The 17,496-nt window shown below is 59.0% G+C and carries 17 protein-coding genes and 2 pseudogenes; 8 read left to right on the forward strand and 11 right to left on the reverse strand.

Going from position 1 to position 17,496, the window contains the following annotated elements; genetic code table 11:
* Positions 1 to 21: 21 nt before the first annotated feature.
* Together AADW22_RS15030 and AADW22_RS15035 are read left to right on the forward strand one after the other, a co-directional pair.
* Positions 22 to 1,005 carry a nitronate monooxygenase family protein gene (locus tag AADW22_RS15030; RefSeq protein ID WP_216339845.1) on the forward strand — a complete coding sequence of 328 codons (984 nt, stop codon included), beginning with the start codon at positions 22 to 24 and terminating at the stop codon, positions 1,003 to 1,005.
* 12 nt (positions 1,006 to 1,017) lie between these two features.
* On the forward strand, positions 1,018 to 2,337 hold the full coding sequence (locus AADW22_RS15035; protein ID WP_216339847.1) for an MmgE/PrpD family protein: 1,320 nt from the start codon (positions 1,018 to 1,020) through the stop codon (positions 2,335 to 2,337).
* Between the two features lie 55 nt (positions 2,338 to 2,392).
* Here AADW22_RS15035 and AADW22_RS15040 read toward each other — a convergent pair whose 3' ends face one another.
* From AADW22_RS15040 to AADW22_RS15070, 7 genes and pseudogenes are all read right to left on the reverse strand, one after another.
* A complete protein-coding gene (locus AADW22_RS15040; RefSeq protein WP_216339849.1) occupies positions 2,393 to 3,823 on the reverse strand; it encodes an NAD-dependent succinate-semialdehyde dehydrogenase in 1,431 nt (476 codons plus the stop codon).
* A 26-nt stretch (positions 3,824 to 3,849) separates the two neighbouring features.
* Entirely contained in the window at positions 3,850 to 5,157 is a 1,308-nt protein-coding gene (locus AADW22_RS15045) for a TRAP transporter large permease (protein WP_216339851.1), read from the reverse strand.
* Complete coding sequence (locus tag AADW22_RS15050) at positions 5,150 to 5,701, reverse strand: TRAP transporter small permease (RefSeq protein ID WP_407474605.1); 552 nt, start codon at positions 5,699 to 5,701, stop codon at positions 5,150 to 5,152. Before AADW22_RS15050 ends, AADW22_RS15045 begins: the two co-directional genes overlap by 8 nt.
* Positions 5,702 to 5,752: 51 nt before the next feature.
* Complete coding sequence (locus AADW22_RS15055) at positions 5,753 to 6,898, reverse strand: C4-dicarboxylate TRAP transporter substrate-binding protein (protein ID WP_407474606.1); 1,146 nt, start codon at positions 6,896 to 6,898, stop codon at positions 5,753 to 5,755.
* Positions 6,899 to 6,947: 49 nt separating this feature from the next.
* The gene (locus AADW22_RS15060; protein ID WP_216339857.1) at positions 6,948 to 8,018 is read right to left on the reverse strand and encodes a zinc-binding dehydrogenase; all 1,071 of its coding nucleotides are present in this window, start codon (positions 8,016 to 8,018) and stop codon (positions 6,948 to 6,950) included.
* A 410-nt stretch (positions 8,019 to 8,428) separates the two neighbouring features.
* Positions 8,429 to 9,271 (reverse strand): annotated as a pseudogene (locus AADW22_RS15065) (MYG1 family protein); the annotation flags it as partial.
* Between the two features lie 20 nt (positions 9,272 to 9,291).
* Positions 9,292 to 10,638, reverse strand: coding sequence for an ISKra4 family transposase (locus AADW22_RS15070; RefSeq protein ID WP_078543006.1), 1,347 nt, complete (start codon positions 10,636 to 10,638; stop codon positions 9,292 to 9,294).
* Between the two features lie 477 nt (positions 10,639 to 11,115).
* Between AADW22_RS15070 and AADW22_RS15075 the strand changes: the two genes are divergently transcribed.
* Complete coding sequence (locus AADW22_RS15075) at positions 11,116 to 11,346, forward strand: type II toxin-antitoxin system CcdA family antitoxin (protein ID WP_407474607.1); 231 nt, start codon at positions 11,116 to 11,118, stop codon at positions 11,344 to 11,346.
* Positions 11,346 to 11,645 (forward strand): CcdB family protein, encoded by a 300-nt coding sequence (locus AADW22_RS15080; protein ID WP_407474608.1) that lies wholly within the window; start codon positions 11,346 to 11,348, stop codon positions 11,643 to 11,645. The genes AADW22_RS15075 and AADW22_RS15080 overlap by 1 nt, the downstream gene beginning before the upstream one ends.
* Before the next feature lie 93 nt (positions 11,646 to 11,738).
* On the opposite strand, the pseudogene AADW22_RS15085 reads toward AADW22_RS15080, so the two are convergent.
* Positions 11,739 to 11,936, reverse strand: a pseudogene (locus AADW22_RS15085) (DDE-type integrase/transposase/recombinase); the annotation flags it as partial.
* Positions 11,937 to 12,002: 66 nt separating this feature from the next.
* Between AADW22_RS15085 and tnpA the strand changes: the two are divergent.
* From tnpA to AADW22_RS15105, 4 genes are read left to right on the forward strand one after another with little or no spacing between them, the layout of a single operon-like run.
* Complete coding sequence (gene tnpA, locus AADW22_RS15090; protein ID WP_407474609.1) at positions 12,003 to 12,395, forward strand: IS66-like element accessory protein TnpA; 393 nt, start codon at positions 12,003 to 12,005, stop codon at positions 12,393 to 12,395.
* Complete coding sequence (tnpB, locus tag AADW22_RS15095) at positions 12,392 to 12,742, forward strand: IS66 family insertion sequence element accessory protein TnpB (protein WP_149766380.1); 351 nt, start codon at positions 12,392 to 12,394, stop codon at positions 12,740 to 12,742. Before tnpA ends, tnpB begins: the two co-directional genes overlap by 4 nt.
* Before the next feature lie 59 nt (positions 12,743 to 12,801).
* Positions 12,802 to 14,469: an IS66 family transposase gene (gene tnpC, locus AADW22_RS15100; protein WP_407474610.1), complete on the forward strand. Its 1,668-nt coding sequence runs from the start codon at positions 12,802 to 12,804 to the stop codon at positions 14,467 to 14,469.
* The gene (locus tag AADW22_RS15105) at positions 14,466 to 15,068 is read left to right on the forward strand and encodes a plasmid pRiA4b ORF-3 family protein (protein ID WP_407474611.1); all 603 of its coding nucleotides are present in this window, start codon (positions 14,466 to 14,468) and stop codon (positions 15,066 to 15,068) included. Before tnpC ends, AADW22_RS15105 begins: the two co-directional genes overlap by 4 nt.
* A 273-nt stretch (positions 15,069 to 15,341) precedes the next feature.
* Here AADW22_RS15105 and AADW22_RS15110 read toward each other — a convergent pair whose 3' ends face one another.
* From AADW22_RS15110 to AADW22_RS15120, 3 genes are read right to left on the reverse strand one after another with little or no spacing between them, the layout of a single operon-like run.
* Positions 15,342 to 16,121, reverse strand: coding sequence for a PP2C family protein-serine/threonine phosphatase (locus AADW22_RS15110; protein ID WP_407474612.1), 780 nt, complete (start codon positions 16,119 to 16,121; stop codon positions 15,342 to 15,344).
* Positions 16,072 to 16,749, reverse strand: a complete 678-nt coding sequence (locus tag AADW22_RS15115; protein ID WP_198963366.1) for a hypothetical protein — start codon at positions 16,747 to 16,749, stop codon at positions 16,072 to 16,074. The genes AADW22_RS15110 and AADW22_RS15115 overlap by 50 nt, the downstream gene beginning before the upstream one ends.
* Positions 16,750 to 16,772: 23 nt before the next feature.
* On the reverse strand, positions 16,773 to 17,342 hold the full coding sequence (locus AADW22_RS15120) for a hypothetical protein (RefSeq protein ID WP_037207778.1): 570 nt from the start codon (positions 17,340 to 17,342) through the stop codon (positions 16,773 to 16,775).
* Positions 17,343 to 17,496: the final 154 nt, after the last annotated feature.

The raw sequence follows: 17,496 nt of genomic DNA on the forward strand, positions 1-17,496 counted from the left end.
TTGAACATAGGGAGAAACAGGATGACACAAGGCCCGACAGAGGTTCTGAAAACGGGATTGGAATTGCCCCTGATCGGCGCGCCGATGTTTTTGGCCTCGGGGGTGGATCTGGTGGTGGCGCAATGCTGTGCGGGGGTTATCGGCACTTTTCCCGCGCTGAATGCCCGCCCGGCCGCCGAGCTGGACAACTGGCTGGTCCAGATTGAGGCACGGCTGGATGCACACCGCCACGCCACGGGGAAAACCCCGGCCGCTTACGGCGTGAACCTGATCGTGAACGATTACAATGAGCGGCTGGAAGAGGATCTGGCGACATTAGTGCGTCATAAGGTGCCCTTGGTGATCACCTCGCTTTCGGCGCCCGATAAGGTGGTTGAGGCGGTGCATGGCTATGGCGGGTTGGTGTTTCATGATGTGGTCAAGGCCCGCCATGCCCGCCGCGCGGTGGCCGCAGGTGTTGACGGGTTGATCCTTGTGGCCGCCGGTGCGGGGGGGCATGCAGGCACCCTTAGCCCCTTTGCGCTGATTGAGGAAGTGCGCGCCTTTTACGACGGCCCGCTTGTGCTGTCGGGGGCGATTGCCAACGGGCGCGCGGTGCTGGCGGCAGAAGTGTTGGGCTGTGATTTCGCCTATGCGGGCACGGTTTTCATCCCGACCGAGGAATCCACGGCCCCGCTTGCGCATAAGGAAATGATCATCGCGGCGGCCGCTGACGGCATCATGTACACGCCGATGTTTTCCGGCACCCCCGCCAATTATCTGATCCCCAGCATAGAGGCCGCTGGCGTCGATATTGACGCCGCACAGCAAGCCTTGCCCCAAAAGATGCGCGCCAAGACCGATTCAAACCGCCCCAAAGCGTGGAGCGATGTCTGGAGCGCGGGCCAATCCGTCGGCCAATCACAACATCTTAGCCCTGCCGCCGAGGTGGTCGCGCGCATGGTGGCAGAATATCGCGCGGCCCGGTCGGCGCTTTGCGATACTGCCAGCCGCATTAACAAATAGAGGAACGCCCCGATGACACTCGCCCGCAGACTTGGCGATTTTGCCGCTGGCCCGATCAATCCGACAGTGGCCATGCGCGATTTCGTGCGCCTCTCATTGTTTGACTGGGCCACAGTCGGCATTGCGGGTGGGGATGAGCCGGTCGCACAGGCCGCGCGCAAAATGGCCTTGGACAGTGCGGCGATGGAAACGGGCGCGACTGTGTTTCGGGGCGGGCGCGTGGCACCGGCAACGGCGGCTCTGGTCAATGGGGCCACCAGCCATGCGCTGGATTATGACGACACGCATTTCGGCCATATCGGCCACCCCAGCGTTGCCGTGACACCCGCAGCCCTTGCCCTGGCCGAGCGCGAGGGCGTGAATGGCGCGACCCTGTTGGGGGCGCTGGCCGTGGGGCTGGAAACTGCCTGCCGTGTGGGGGCCTGGCTTGGCCGCGCACATTATGAGGCGGGGTTTCACCAGACCGGCACCTCTGGCGCATTTGGCGCGATGGCGGCGGCGGGGCGGATTTTGGGCCTCGATGCCGATCAGATGGCGCAGGGGTTCCGCCTGACGGCCACCCGCGCCGCCGGATTGAAAAGCCAGTTCGGAACGATGGGCAAACCGCTGAATGCCGGGTTTGCGGCCGAAGTCGGCGTGACCTCGGCCTTGCTGGCCCAAGCGGGGGCGCAATCGGCGCAAAACGCAATCGAGGGCGTGCAAGGCTTTGGCCCGACCCATGCAGGGGTTGCGGATGAGAGCGCCTTTGACGACCTAGGACAAGCGTGGCTGTTCCCCAATATCTCGTATAAATTCCACGCCTGCTGCCACGGTCTTCACGCGATGTTAGAGGCGGTTCGCAGCCTGCGCGACGGTCCTTTGCATGAAAACCGGCCCAATGACCTGCAATCCATCACCATCCGCACCCATCCGCGCTGGTTTGCGGTGTGCAACAAACCCGCGCCCGCAACCGGATTGGAGGCGAAATTCAGCTATCGGCTGACGGCGGCAATGATGCTGACAGGTGTCGATACCGCGGCACTCGGGACATATACCGACGAGATTTGTGCCCGTCCCGATCTGGTTGCCCTGCGTGACCGTATCAAGGTGATCGCCGATGACAGCTTGGCCGACAGCGCCTCTGAGGTGACGGTGACCACGGCGGGACAGGGGGATGTTACCGCCCGATATGACATCCTGACCGAGAATGACCCTGCGGTGCTGGAAGGGCGGCTGCGCGATAAGGCCACCTCTTTGTTGGGCGCAGAGGGGGCCGCGGATCTGTGGCAAACCGTGGCGGGGCTGGACCAGCAAGACGGGCTGGCAAAACTGATTGCCCGGATTGCCGCCTGACCTTGGGCAAGCGTTGAATGGCCGACCCATTTTGCGGGGCCGGCCATGCTTTTGATCAGGATTTCTGCGTCACCAATTTGGTGTAGACATAGGATTCAATCGCCTCTGGCCCACCTTCGGAGCCAAAGCCCGAATCCTTGATGCCGCCCAATGGCAATTCGGGCAGGCCAAGCGCGGTGTGGTTGATCGCCAGCATCCCCGTCTCTATCTTGTTTTGCAGGATCTGTGAGGTACGGATCGAGGTCGTAAAGGCATAGGCCGCAAGACCGTAGGCCAGACGGTTCGCCTCGGTCACGGCCTCATCCACCGTGTCAAAGGCGGCCAGCAAGGCCACCGGACCAAAGGGTTCCTCATTCATGATCCGCGCGGATTGCGGCACGTTTTCCAACAGGGTCGGGCGGTAGAAGAACCCCGGATGGTCAACACGTTCCCCGCCTGTCACCAGCTTCGCGCCCGCGCTGACCGCCTCGGAAATGATCTCGGTCACGGCCTCAACCCGGCGTTTGCTGACCAAGGGGCCCATACGCGTTGCAGGGTCGATACCGGCGCCGGGGGTGATGCTGACGACCTCGGCCTTCAAGGCGGCAACGAAACGGTCATAGACGCCGCGCTGCACCAGAATGCGCGTCGGAGAGATACAGACCTGACCGGCATTGCGGAACTTGAAGGCGGCAATATCGCGGGCGGCGGCCTCAATATCGGCATCCTCGAACACCAGAACGGGGCTGTGACCGCCCAGCTCCATCGTGATGCGCTTCATATGCTGACCGGCCAGCGAGGCCAGCAGTTTGCCCACCGGAACCGAGCCGGTAAAGGACACTTTGCGAATGGCGGGATGCGGGATCAGATAGTTGGCGACATCGGGCGGGTTGCCGTAAACAAAGTTCAACACGCCCGCAGGCAGCCCCGCTTCGGTCAGGATCTCGGCAAGGATGGCGGGGCTTGCGGGCGTATCCTCTGGCGGCTTGGCGACCATCGTGCAGCCTGCGGCAAGGGCGGGGGCCACTTTGCGCACCAGTTGCGAAAAGGGGAAGTTCCACGGCGTAAAGGCCGCAACCGGCCCGATCGGCTGTTTGAGGGCAAGCTGCATCACATCGGGGCTGCGCGCAGGGATCACACGGCCGTAAATCCGGCGGGCCTCCTCGGCGAACCAATCCAGAAGATCGGCAGCGGTGCGCAGCTCGTTCTCGGCCTCGGCCAAGGGTTTGCCCATTTCAAGGGTCAGCACCCGCGCCACCTCGGGCATCCGGTCACGCAGGGCCGTTGCCGCACGGCGCAGGATCGCGCCCCGCTCCATCGCGGACACCTCACGCCAGGTCGCAAAGGCCGTTTCGGCGGCCTGCACCGCCTCTTCCAGATCGGCTTTGGTTGCCATCGCGTGCTGGCCGATCACCTCGCCGGTGGCGGGGTTATGGACCGGGGCGCGGGCCTCATCGGATGCGGGGCGCCAAACACCGTTGATGAACAGTTTTGTATCAGTCAGCATAAGATATTTCCTTCGTGGCGTGCCCTTTATGGCAACATATTCTGGGTGAAGAGGATCATGTCAGGAAAGGCGACCATCAGGCAGATGATCGCAAGGTCGGCCATGATGAAATAGGCAACCCCCCTGAAGATTGTACCGGTCGAAACCCGCTCGGCCATCACCCCCTTGAGGACAAAGACATTCAACCCGATTGGCGGCGTTATCATCCCGATTTCCAAGAGTTTCGCGACCAGCACCCCGAACCAGAGCAGTTCAATCCCGGCGGTTTCGACCAGCGGCAACAGGATCGGCAGCGTCAACAACATCGCGCCAATCGGCTCCAGAAACATCCCCAGCACCAGATAGAGCAGGGTAATCGCAAAGATCAGCATCAGCGGCGACACGCCCATTTCCAGCACACCATCGGCCAGCGCATCGCTGACACCGGAAAAGGTAAAGAACCGCGTCAACATGCTGGCCCCGACCGCGATGATAAAGATCGAGGAGGAAATCGTCAGCGTCTCCATCAGCGACGACCAGATCCCTTTGACATCAATAGAGCGGCGCACAAAAGCGATCACCAGTGACATAGACGCACCAACACCGCCCGCCTCTGTCGGGGTGAAAATACCGGCAAAGAGGCCGCCGAAAACGCCAAGGACCAGCACCAGAACCGGCCAGACCTCTTGCAGGGCGGCAAAACGGTCGCCCCAGCTGATGTCTTCCTCTACCGGCGGGGCGAGGGCGGGATCCAGCATCACGCGGACCACGATCACCAAAGTATAGGCCAGCACCGTGATCAGCCCGATAACCGTTCCGGCCAGAAACAGCTGGCTGACCTGTACCTGCGCAATCATCCCGTACAGGATGAACAGGATTGAGGGCGGGATCAGCGCGCCAATGGTGCCCGCCGCCGCAATTGTGCCGGTAGCAAGCCCCGGATCATAGCGATAGCGCAACATCTCTGGCGCGGCGATCCGCCCCATCGCCGCCGCACAGGCAATGGAGGATCCGGTCACGGCGGCAAAACCCGCACAGCCCAGAACCCCCGCAATCGCCAGCCCACCCGGCAAGGCCGAAAGCCACATGCGCGCGGCCTTGAACAACCCCGTCGTCAGCCCCGCGTGAAAACAAAAGAAACCCATCAAGACGAACATCGGAATAGAGGACAGATGCCATGTGGCGGTAAAGCTGTAGGGAATAACCCCCAGCGCGCCCCAAGCCGCCTTGAACGAGACCAAAAGCCCGATGCCGGTAAAGGAGACACTGATCAGCGCAATCGCGATGGGCACGCGCAGGGCAATAAGCGCCAGCAAGATCGCGATGCCGACAAAACCGATCTGGATATCAGTCAATGGACGCTCCCTCATGACGTGGATGGGCCTGACCCACAGCCAGCGCAGAGGCATCCTCTATTCGCATCAAGAACGCAGCCAGCCGCCATAACAGTACCAGCGTTATCAACGCGGTTCCGGCAGGCACGATGAAATGCGTCGGCCAGATCAAAATCTTGACGCCCTGCTCATAGCTGAACGACCCCATGGCGTATTTCTTGAGCGCCTCATTCCAGCTGGCCCATGTCATCGCCGCAAAGACGACACTCCCCAAGGCCGTGGCACAAAGGGTCAGAACCGCCCGCAGCCTGCGCGGAAAGGCCGTGAACAGAACCTCGACCGAGATATGGCCCGTCAGCCGCTCGACAATCGCCAAGGGCAAAAAGGCCGCGACCACCATGTAATATTGCGAGACAATCGGGGTTGTGCCGGGCAGGGGACGGTTGAATATGAATTTGCCGATAACATCGGCCGTAATATGCAGCATCATCAAAAAGATCGCGGCCGCACCCACGGCCCCGTAAACCGCAATCATAACGCGCAATAGCTTGTCTGTTTTTTGCATAAAAACCTCTCGGTTCAGGGGGCGGGCCGATGAATCAGCCCGCCCTAAGGCTCACTCCATGCCGTAGCTTGCAGCATCCAATTTTGAGAAAACCTCGGTCCAGAGCAGCTCTGTCATGGCGTCTTTGTCGTCATAGATTTCGGCCGTCAGACCTTTCCACTTCTCGATCAGACCAGCGATGGTGTCGTATTTTGCATCGACATTTTGCAGCCCGTAATCGTCTTGGAAACTCTTGCGGATGACATCGGCATCAGCCGCAACAAAGGCCTCGGTTGCCTTGCGCATCTCTTCTGGGGGTGCGATGATTTCGGTGCCCATTCCCTGTGCTTTTTCAATGTCCTGTGCTGCGGCAAGGTAATAGTTCACCGTGATCGCCGCCGAGTTGAACGCCGAAAGCCGGATCAGGGACGTGCGTTGTTCGGGTGACAGCCCGCGCCAGGTATCAAGGTTCACATTCATCGAGCCCACACCCGCAAAGCTGCCGCCCGGCAGGCCAAGCGTGATGTATTTGGTGACATCGAAAAGTTGCAGGTTGCCCAGTTCGGGCGCCGAAATCATGGTGCAATCAACCACACCTTGCGACATCGCCTCATAGATATCATTCGCCGGTAAGGATACTTTGGTGCCGCCGAAACTTTCCGCCCAACGGCCCATCGCATCCATGGAGGACCGCATCTTTTTGCCCTTGATATCAGCGATGCTGCGGATCGGGGTGGTGCAAAGCTGCACATATTCCGGCGTGCCAATCGCTCCGAGGAAAATCTGGTTCTGCGCCGTATATTGTTGCTGACATTCGTCACAATGCAACATGATGTATTCGCTCATCGCACCGGCCATAACCGCGCCCGAGGATTTTGCCGGTGTGCCAACCGTTGCCAGCATCGACATATTGGCCGGCAGGTTGGTTTCCGAAAACTCGGCCGGGTAATAGGGCGTGATGATATAGCCCGCATCGGCCATCCCGTCGCGCACCCCCGGGGGTGTTTCCTTCAGGTCGAGCAATGACAGCTCATAGACTTTCAACTCCAGATCGGTTTCGGCCTTGAGGCGTTCGTTGAACTCGGCAACCCCGTCCGTCGCGGCCCCGCCGGGGGGGAAGCCGATGGCATAACGCAGGGTTTCAGCATGTGCGGTGAGGCCGGATACAACGGTGCAGAGCATCGTTGTCGCAAAGGCCAGTGTTTTATAATTTTTCATGATTGCTCCTCCTGTTTTATGGACCGGCGGCCCGAGCGGGCCGCCGTCGTTAGGTTTTCGCCAAAATAGCCCGGCCAATAACCTTGCCGCCCTCCAGCATATTCAGCACGTTATCTGCATCGGTCAGGGGATAGATCTTGGTCGGAATCGGGGTGATCACGCCGGTGCGGGCGATCTCCATCAGCTCCCGAAAATCGGTCAGCGAGCCGGTATAGCTGCCCTGAACAGTGACCGATTTCAGCGCCAGCATCGGAAGCGCCCAAGGGGCTGCGCCGCCAAAAAGACCGACAATGATGATGGTTCCACCCTTGCCCACCACATCCATCGCAAATTCGGCAGTTTTTTCCGCCCCGACAAAATCAATCACCGCCATGGGGGTGCCGCCACAGGCCTTTTGCACTTGCTGCAAGGCATCCGCATCGGTTGGGTCAACGGCCGCTTTGGCCCCTGCGGCCATGGCGGCCTCGCGCTTGTCCGCCGCGATATCGACCACGACCGGCATTTTCATGTTCTGCGCCTTGAGCAGCTCCAGACACATCAGCCCCAAACCCCCGCCGCCGATCAGCACCGGCGTATGGGTGCTTGCCGTCGCCGCGATCTTTTTCAGCGCGGCATAGGTTGTAAGCCCTGAACAGGCCAAAGGTGCCGCGATTTCAGGCGCAATACTGCCCGCATCCACCAGATAGCGCGGATGCGCCACCCGCACATGGCTGGCATAGCCGCCATCGCGGTGGATCCCCAGAAATCTGGGATTGGCACAAAGCTGTTCGGCGCCGGTTTTACAGACATCACAGCTGCCGCACCCGCTCCATGGATAGACCACATAGGTCTTGGACGTATCAATCGGCTGGCCATCCGCCCCCACTGCATCCGGCCCTACGGCCGCAACGACACCGGCCACCTCATGCCCCGCAACCATCGGCAATTTCATCCCGCGTTCGGCATAGCTGAGCCGACGCCCGTGGCCCAGATCAAAGCCGCCCTCACGGATATGCAGGTCGGTGTGGCAAACGCCCGCCGCCGTGACGCGGATGATAACTTCGGTTCCTTGCGGGACCATGTCGGGGCGATCTTCGCCATCAAGCGGTTGGCCGAATACACGTAGGCATTGGCAATACATATGTCTCTCCTCCTAGAGTAGTAACCTTTGTGTGGCCAAGGGGTCTGTTGCGGCGCCATGCATCGGCCAACCCCTTCTTGCGCGCCTCCTGGTCTCCTCTCGCGGCAAATGATGGCCCATCTGTTGCGAACCTGATGGAGACACGCGCGTTATCCGGGTCGAAATGAAGAATCATTCTTGTGGATAGCCTCCCAAGGTCATTCTGTATAAAAAACACCCTTCTGCAAGAGAAATTTTGTTGACGGGTAAGCATCCCCCGCTTGCGCAAGCCGAAACCCCAAGGTCCTGTAATATCGATGACTTTATTCAGGCAGGACCACAGGGCCGCATAAAACGGTTTTAACGCCGCCTGATAAAGAAGGCGCAATTTCGGGATATGTGGTGCAGCGGCCCTTGCTCAGCTTGGCTGATTATAGGGCGTCACTGACATCCTGTACGGCGATCCTGGCCATTTCCAGAATGGCCTCACGGGTTGTCGCAACCGCGATAAAGCGCGCGTTATGGCAAAACTTTGCGCCCTTGACGCCGCTTGCCGCTTCAAGTGCCTCGTCCGTCAGACCCGCCCATGCCGCAGGCAGATCGGCGCGTTGCTCAAACGTGTCGCCCGACAGCTTGATCCCTCCCAGCGTCCAGTCGTCACCGCGCGGATGGACCACAAACAGGATATGGTCTGCCTCTGCCTGATCCAGCACCGAGCGATAGGGCATCCCCATTGGCAGCTCCAATATGGGGGATGGGCCGGCCTTGGCGATGGCCTCTTCTACGATACCGACGGCGCGTGCTTTGGCGGCAAGATTGCGGATCTGCGCCTCGACGAACTGTCGGGCAATGGGCAGGGTGGTGAAAAACGCGTCATCATTGGCCGTTGGCGATACGTCGTCAAAGACCGGCTTCAGGCTGCCCAAAAGCGTGGGAAGGGTCAGGATCGACAGTGGGCCCGCCACAGATGGTTCCATCGCGCCATTGTCGAGCAGATCAATCGGCAAGACGAAATTGGTGTCAAACTTGTGGTGAATCGCCTCAACCTGATCGGCGGGCACGCCCAGCGTCGTCAGATAATCGCGCCCGTAATGCGCCCAGATCAGCCCGAAAGAGCTGAAAGGCTGGCCATCTTCACGCAGGGGGCCGGGGCGTTGGTGGTGATCAAAGATTTGCGCCGCAGGATCATAATCCCCGCCGACGTCATATATAATCCGGTCCGGTTGGGGCGAAATCCATTGCCGGTCGCGGCTCCGGCACAAGACGGCCTGCGGGAGTGGGCAAAACTTGGTGGTTAAGCGGCCCGCTTTGAGACGCCTAGCCTTCTGTCAAGGACAGCGGCCCGAGTGACGGCAACCCGTTGCGCGCCCCGCGGTGACCATCTCATGCGCCGCCGCTTGCCCATGCGGGTGTTGCCGATGTCATCAACACAGCCTTCTGCCCGGGACGACGAAACTGCGAGGCCATTCCGGTGTCGATGGCCGTAGTCTACGAGCGCGTCGAAGTTGTTCGCAAGGTAGGAATAGAGGTCCTGGCACCGGGCTTTGACCCGCTTGGCCGCTTCTCGTAATTCTCGGGTTTCGGCGTGCAGACGATCGCAATCGATCTGAAGAACCTTGAGGATTGTCGCGGCGGTCATCACTTTGCCGTGCCAAAGGTGCCAACGCAGTGTATCAGCAGGTCGCTCGAAGAGTAGCGGCAACCCTGAAAAGCCCTTCGATTGCAGAAGTCCCCGCACCGCATTTTCAATGTGCTTGACCCGCATCGAGATATGCCACCAGTCCAGTATGTGGGTGACGGGACCTCGAACGGCACGCCTCACCAAATTCGGCAGTGCAGGTTCGCCGTCTGAAATCACGGTCACTTTGCTCTGACCGTCCCAGCCCTGCGCGATCAGGTCATGTCGGAGCTGCTTTGCTGGAGAACCGGCGGCTTGCTGCACGAGACCAAACCGCCGGCTCATATTGGGGCTTTCAACCTTGCCGACTACAACATCGAGGTGCCGTTTCTGGTATTCAGGTCGACATCGTATGTGCGCACCATCCAGGAAAACGGTCAGTGGTGATGGCGGAGCGATTGTATCCGCGTCTCCTTGGCTTACGTTTTCGCGGCCTAGCTCGTCGGCGATGCGACCCAAACGATTTCGAACGGTCGTGTTCAATTGAGCCGAACAGGGCATGAACATTTCGATTAATCGAGCGGCTTCCCGAAACGAGTGCCTGGCCCCCAATTCAGCCTGCAGGCGCCGAAGTTCGGCAGTCGCACGGTCAGAGAATAACCCGGCAAGTGGTGATTGTGGCCCAGATTTCGCGACCCCAGCCGGTTGGCACAAGCAGCGTCGAAGCCTTGGCCACTTCACCCGAATTCGCCCGAAAAGAGTGTCGAGAATACGGCCTCGATCATCATGGATCGCGCGTTGTTTGCCACAGCCATCGCATTTCCGGCGAGCCTCCATTGCTTCACCGACCTGATCTTGCACAATCGTCTCCTGCAAACGCCTCAGTAAGGTCTTTGCGTCATTGAGGAGAAGGCCCAAACTCTCGGAACCAAACTCGTCCGGCGCACGGCGAAGTCGACCGATATTGCGCTTCTTGGTTTCTCCATCGTCAAACGTCGTCTCGACAAAAATGTTTACTTCCATGGTGGGTCCCGCCTTGTTCCGATACCTTACCCTACCACGTCGACCACCAGGTTTTGCCCACTCCCAGCTGAGCTTTGAAGACGATAGCTTTGGTGGTGGCCATGGGGCATTTACAGCGGCCCTTTTGGAAGGGTTGGGTGGTCTGGCCGACAGCCGTGTAGGAAATCGAGATGGGTTTAACTCGCTGCAGGAGATTGTCCTCTTTACTTCAGGAAGGGTGCCAGAGCTTACTGAGGGTCAGCAACGGCCACAGTTCCCGCAGCTTAGCTCAGGCGTGGATTATAGACTAAGTGTGACGCTGAATTGAACCTCCACACATGGCAATGCCCCAAATCCTTCTGATCTTGTCTGAATCATTCTGGCACATAAGTGCCGTCAGGAGGGGCTACCCAAACCCAACATCAGAGCCATAACGGATGCGCATGATTGACGCGCATCCGTTATGGGCGTAATCTGATCGCAGTAAGGAGGCCGAGCATGCAAACTCAACCCAGAAAATCTACCAACCTGTCGCTCGACGGTGCGTTGTTGTCTGAGGCGAAGTCTTTGAAGGTGAATCTGTCGCGCGCGGCGGAGGAAGGCGTTCGGCGCGCTGTGGCTCAAGTGCGTGCCGAACACTGGCGCGCTGAAAATGCCTCTGCTCTAGAAAGCTCAAACAGGTATGTCGAAGACCACGGCCTTCCGCTTGAACGTTTCCGGCAGTTCTGATGGCAAGATATGATGTCTTCCGCAACCCAGACGGTCGAGGCTTTCTCTTGGACGTCCAATCCGATCTTTTGGACGGTCTGAACACCCGGGTCGTTGTGCCGCTGATGTCCCTGGGCAGTGCCCCCAAGCCTGCCAAGCGGCTGAATCCGCAGTTCGAACTTGCGGGAAAGCCATATGTTATGGTCACGCAGTTCATATCGGCGGTACCACTATCCATTCTGAAGACGCCGGAGGCAAACCTCAGCGCACAGTTTTCAGAAATCACAGTCGCCATTGATATGCTGACGCAAGGGTTCTGACCGGAGACAGACGGCAGTGTCGCAGGTTATGTCGCAAACTTCGGGGTAGATTGAGGGCGTCCAATCTTTCGAAATGATTATGCTGCGAGGGGCCGCGAACTGTTGGAATGCGGAAAGATCATTTGTGCCGAACTGGCCCTTGCGGATCATGTGTGCGATCTCAATGCCGGCGACGGTTGCTGCAGCGGAATGGAACGCCTTGAAGCCTAACATCGGAGCGGTGATGCGCTTGATGAAACGGTGGTCCTGTTCAAGAATGTTATTCAGGTATTTGACCTGCAGGACTTTGATGAGGGGTAAACCTACGCCGAGGACCGTCTGGATGGGTTGTGTTCTGATCGGTTACGGAGTGTCCTTATGGACGCACACGAGAACACCCCCCGCATGCAAGTTTTATCTGTCTCTGATACCGGTCGCCGTCGCCGTTGGACGGATGATGAGAAGGTCCGGATCGTTGAGGAAAGCCATTGTGATGGCGTGACATTGGCGGAGGTCGCACGGCGCCATGACATTTCGCGATCACAGCTTTACGATTGGCGATACAGGCACAAGAATGGGCTGCTTGGGGCTGGCCCACGATTTTTGCGCGTTCTTCAGGTCGAAGACGGTTCTGGCCCTGATGATGTTCCAGCGCCGCCGGTGCCAGTATTGACGATTGACCTTGGCCCTCGGTGTCGCGTGACGATCCCCTCCGGCTTCGACATGGAGGCTGCTGCGCGTCTGCTCAATGGCCTGATGGTGCGGTCATGATCGCGTTTCCGGCGGGCACGAAGGTTTGGATCGCGGGTGGTGTGACGGATATGCGGCGCGGGATGAACACCTTGGCGCTGTCGGTGCAACAGGGCCTCGGGCGCGACCCGAATGCCGGTGAGATATTCTGCTTTCGAGGCCGCAAAGGTGATCTGGTGAAATTGCTCTGGCATGACGGGGTTGGCATGTCGCTGTATCTGAAACGGCTTGAGGCGGGCAAGTTCATCTGGCCTGTGAGCCAGGACGGGACGGCTGTGGCGATATCATCCGCCCAGCTCGGTTATCTTCTGGAAGGGATCGACTGGCGTAATCCGCGCTGGACGCAAAGGCCTAAGACGGCTGGATAATCTGCGGTGAAGCGCCTGTTTTTATTGGCCTTTCGTGGCGTTCATGGTAGACATCTGCCATGTCAGATGCCGCCTTGCAGATCGCTGAATTGCGCGCCGCACTTGCTGCGCAGACTGCCTCGGCTGAGGCTGCACAAGCCTGCGCACAGGCGGCGGAAGCCGAATTGGCACAGGCCCGCGCCCTGGCATCCTGCACGGAGGCAATGATCCAGGAGTTGAAGCTGGAGATCGCCAAGCTGCGGCGCGACAAATACGGCATCTCTTCCGAAGGTCGTGCGCGACTGATCGATCAGCTGGAATTGCAGCTTGAGGAATTGGACGCGACCGCCACCGAGGATGCGCTGGCGGCTGAACAGGCCGCCGCGACAGATAAGACCAGCACCGTGCGCGCTTTCACGCGGCGCAAGCCGGTGCGCAAACCCTTTCCCGACCATCTGCCTCGCGAACGTGTGGTGATTGAAGCTCCAACCAACTGCACCTGCTGTGGTTCGGACCGCATCGTGAAGATGGGCGAGGATGTCACCGAGACGCTGGAAGTGATCCCGCGTCAGTGGAAGGTGATCCAAACGGTCCGTGAGAAGTTCACCTGCCGGGCCTGCGAGAAGATCAGCCAGCCACCCGCCCCGTTCCATGCGATCCCGCGTGGATGGGCAGGACCGCAACTGATCGCCATGATCGCCTTTGATAAATACGGACAGCACCAGCCGCTGAACAGACAATCCGAGCGGATTGCACGAGAAGGTATCGACCTCAGCCTGTCCACTCTGGCTGATCTGATTGGTCATGCCTGTGTCGCGCTGGCCCCGATCCATGCGCTGATCGAACGTCATGTGCTGGACGGCGGCCGTCTGCATGGTGATGACACGACCGTGCCGCTTTTGGCGCGCGGTGGCACAAAAACCGCGCGTCTGTGGACCTATGTGCGTGATGACCGCCCATGGGATAGCGGCGCGCCGCCTGCCGCCTTCTTCAAGTTCTCAACAGATCGTCGGAAAGAACATCCGACCCGGCATCTGGCCGGATGGTGTGGTGTGCTGCAGTCGGACGTCTATGGCGGCTACAATGACCTGTATCTGGCAGATCGCAGCCCGGGTCCGGTGCGCTCTGCGCTGTGTTGGAGCCATGCAAGGCGCAAGTTCTTCGAGCTAGCCGATATCAAAGCCATCGCCCGCAAGGGCAAAAAGGTTGCAGAAGAGATCTCGCCCATTGCGTTCGACGCCGTGACGCGGATCGATGCCATCTTCGCTGTAGAGCGTGAAATCACTGGCCTGTCAGCCGCAGCGCGTCATGAAGTTCGCCAGCAGCGGGTCGCGCCGCTGGTCAATGATCTGCATGACTGGATGCGGGCCGAGCGGGCACGGATGTCAAAGCACAACCCTGTCGCCAAGGCGATCAATTACATGCTCGACGGGACAGGTCGCTGGGACGCCTTTACTGCCTTCCTTGATGATGGGCGCCTCTGCCTGACCAACAATGCCGCCGAGCGCGCTCTACGCGGCATCGCATTGGGCAGAAAATCATGGCTTTTTGCAGGGTCTGAACGTGGTGGCGACAGGGCAGCCTTCATGTATAGCCTCATCGTCACGGCAAAGATGAACGACATCGACTCTCAGGCTTGGCTGGCCGATGTGCTCGCCCGTCTGCCGGATATCCCGATCTCGCGCGTGCATGAATTGCTGCCTTGGCATTGGAAGGCCGCCACTGAATTGAAAAGGATTGCCGCATGACACTGGTCGCACGTCTCAAGGTGACATTATCCGATGTAGAGCCTCAGGTGCTGCGGCGCTTCGATGTGCCACTCAAGATCAAGCTGAACCGCCTGCACGACGTGATCCAGGCCGCGATGGGATGGACCGACAGCCACCTTTATGAGTTCCGGGTCGGCGGTGTTGGCTGGGGCGTGCCAGACCCTGACGGCTATTACGATGGCCCGCTGCCCGCGAACAAATCCAGCCTGCTGGATGTCCTCGAAGATGTCGGCACCAAGACCATCCTTTACATCTATGACTTTGGCGACAACTGGCACCATGTGATCAAGGTCGAGAAAATCGATGATGCCATCCCGGGTGCTGCATACCCGCGCCTTGTCAGGGCCATCGGGGCATGCCCCCCTGAAGATGTGGGTGGCTTCCCCGGATACGCCGACTTCGTTGACGCCATGGCCGACCTCAAACACGAAGAACACCATCGGATGCTGGAATGGTATGGGGAAAAGTTCGACCCTGAAGAGGCAGAGATCGGTCGCATCCTCGACAACTTCGAGCGCCTCGCCAAAAAGTGGACCCCAAAACCCCGCAAACCAAAAGCAGTTCCAAAACCCGTTTGATCAATAGGGCACGTCAGCGGCCTTCGGCGGATACTTACTCTGAACGAAGCCTCGTGCATTTATTAGCGACAAGGCATTCCCTCCTCATCGTTGTGGGCGGAGAGCCGACTTTCGGCGGCGCAGCGCAGCAACGGCAGCATTCCTGAGAATGCGGTCACCGGTGCACGGCGCAGCGATGATCCGGCACCGCGCATTGTGATCGGGTGGGGAGCGGACGGATGCCAAATGTACCTAATTTATTCCAATAACGAAATCGTGCGAGCCACTCTCGGTCTAGGGTCTTGCATCTACGACGTAAAAGTTGTCACCGGCCGCTTCGATTACCTCGTCCGGCTGATCTTCGACGACAGTTAACGTGAGGACGCTGCAGTCATCCCGGTCTTCGGAAGGCTGGAACGCACCGCCCCGAAGAAACGCGGTCTTCTGTTCGGGATCGAGTGAGGCCCAGAACCCATCAGTCGTGAGAACCAGGCGCTGACCTGCCCCGAATGTTTGGACGGTCTCTTGGGGAACCATGAATCGTTTTGTGCGAAAGCTCCGCGTAAGGAGGTTACGCGACTGTGACCGTGCGAGCTCATCAATCGCTACCGGCGATATGGCGTTTGCCAGGGTGTGCGGCTGTATCGACCACTCGATGTCAGACGTCTCTTGAACCAATCCTGCAAGACAATCACCGGCGTGGAGAATGCAGGTCGCACCCTGCCTTTCGATAAGTGCAATCACGACACTCGCCGAGTCTCGCCGATATGTGCGTGAAAGTTCCGCGTGGATCACGCGCAAACGGTCGATGATGGTCTTCGGTGTCACGACTTCCGCAACGACGAACCAGTCAATCAGATTGCGCGCCACGTCGCGAGCGAAAGCACCACTGGCTTTCCCGTTCGAGGAGCCGTCGAGCACAACAGCAAGAACAGCATCGTCACGAAGTCCAACCCCGCAACAATCGCGATTGTCATTGGTGCGATGTCCTTGTTCGCTGCGCCACCTGATCTCTACTCCCATCTCAGCCACCGCCATCGCAATTCGCGAGCGCGTCGATACGGTCGCGGACAATGTCGACTCGTCCAGCCGGGCCTCTGATATTCCCTTCCAGGAAGTTGTCGAAGTCCGCGTGTTCTTTGAATGCCCGGAGTTCTGAAGCGATAAAGTTGCGCACGTCTTCGTCTGCGCCTTGAACTTCAGCAAGAAGTTCCTCCCGCCCGTCCACGACGATTACGACATCTTCGAGATCATGGCTCCCCAACGGGTCGTCGCCACCACGCCCGCGGTAGGCTTCGAGCTTCGTCGCGATAAAGAGCGGCGCAGTCAGATGCTTGATCTCCAGCTCGCCCGTCAACGGATGTGAGACTGCTGTTTCGATGCCCTGCGCATACCAGCGGTTCGAGAAACCGAGGATGCGTTCGTCGTCCGGCATGAAATCGACGATGAGTTCGCCAAGTCTCATACGACAGATGACTTCGTCCTGCGGGGAAATCGTGAAGCCCTTCCCGAACAGTTGTTCCTCCAGCTCTATCCACTCGCCGTAACCGGCCAGGTCGACGATGAGATCGACATCATTTGTCAGTCTCACGTCTTCCAGCGTGATCGGATCGGTGATGAAGAGTGCCGTCGTACATCCGCCGACAAATACAAGGCGATCGCGCAGATCGTCCCCGATGGCCTCGGCCACGGTTTCGAGCATATAGAGAAGCTGCCCCTGGACTGTCATTTGTTCAGGAGCCTTTGCTTGAGCCGCTCGACGGCAAGATTGGATTCACGCTGCTTGCCAAGCCTGATGGCGTCGACCAGTGCGAGATATTCGTACAGGCGCTGGTCTTTCTGGACGGCCTCGGGGACAGATTTGAACAGCGGTTCAATCGAAAGTCCGCGCACTCGACCCTCCGCATAAGCCCATACATAGATGTCTTGGCCGACACTAATGAGCTGACCTTCGAGCATCGGCGCAGAGAACCCAGTTGGAACGCCTCGCTCTGGCGCGCCGGGTTTCGCCGGAAAGACAAACTTCAGACCATTGGCGATAAACTCGCACAGGTCACGACGATTTGGCTTCACCCGCCGATAGCTACGATCCCTTATGGCCAGGCCGGACTCTAGGCTACGGTTGAGCGAAGCGCTGACTTCTGTCTTGCTGATACCAAGAGAATTGCCCAGACCACGGACCGAGTAAGGCTCTTCGCGACCCGAGGACCAGTCGGGGCTATCTAGAAGATCGGAATCTTCCTGATTTTGCAGGCTCACAAGCTTGAGCAAAATGACAATATCTTGACTTTTCATCATCTTGTACGAAATGTCCTCTGTCCCCGGACCAAGGACACTTAACCACACGAGGGACGTTTTGTCAAATTGCAGGTCCACACCGCTGTTGCAGGTATCGGTGAGAGGGGCTCTGAAGCGTTCCGGGTTTTCCGGCAACTGTATTCAGGTTGGC

The sequence above is a fragment of the Sulfitobacter sp. PM12 genome, from assembly GCF_045586035.1.
Lineage (GTDB): Bacteria > Pseudomonadota > Alphaproteobacteria > Rhodobacterales > Rhodobacteraceae > Sulfitobacter > Sulfitobacter pontiacus.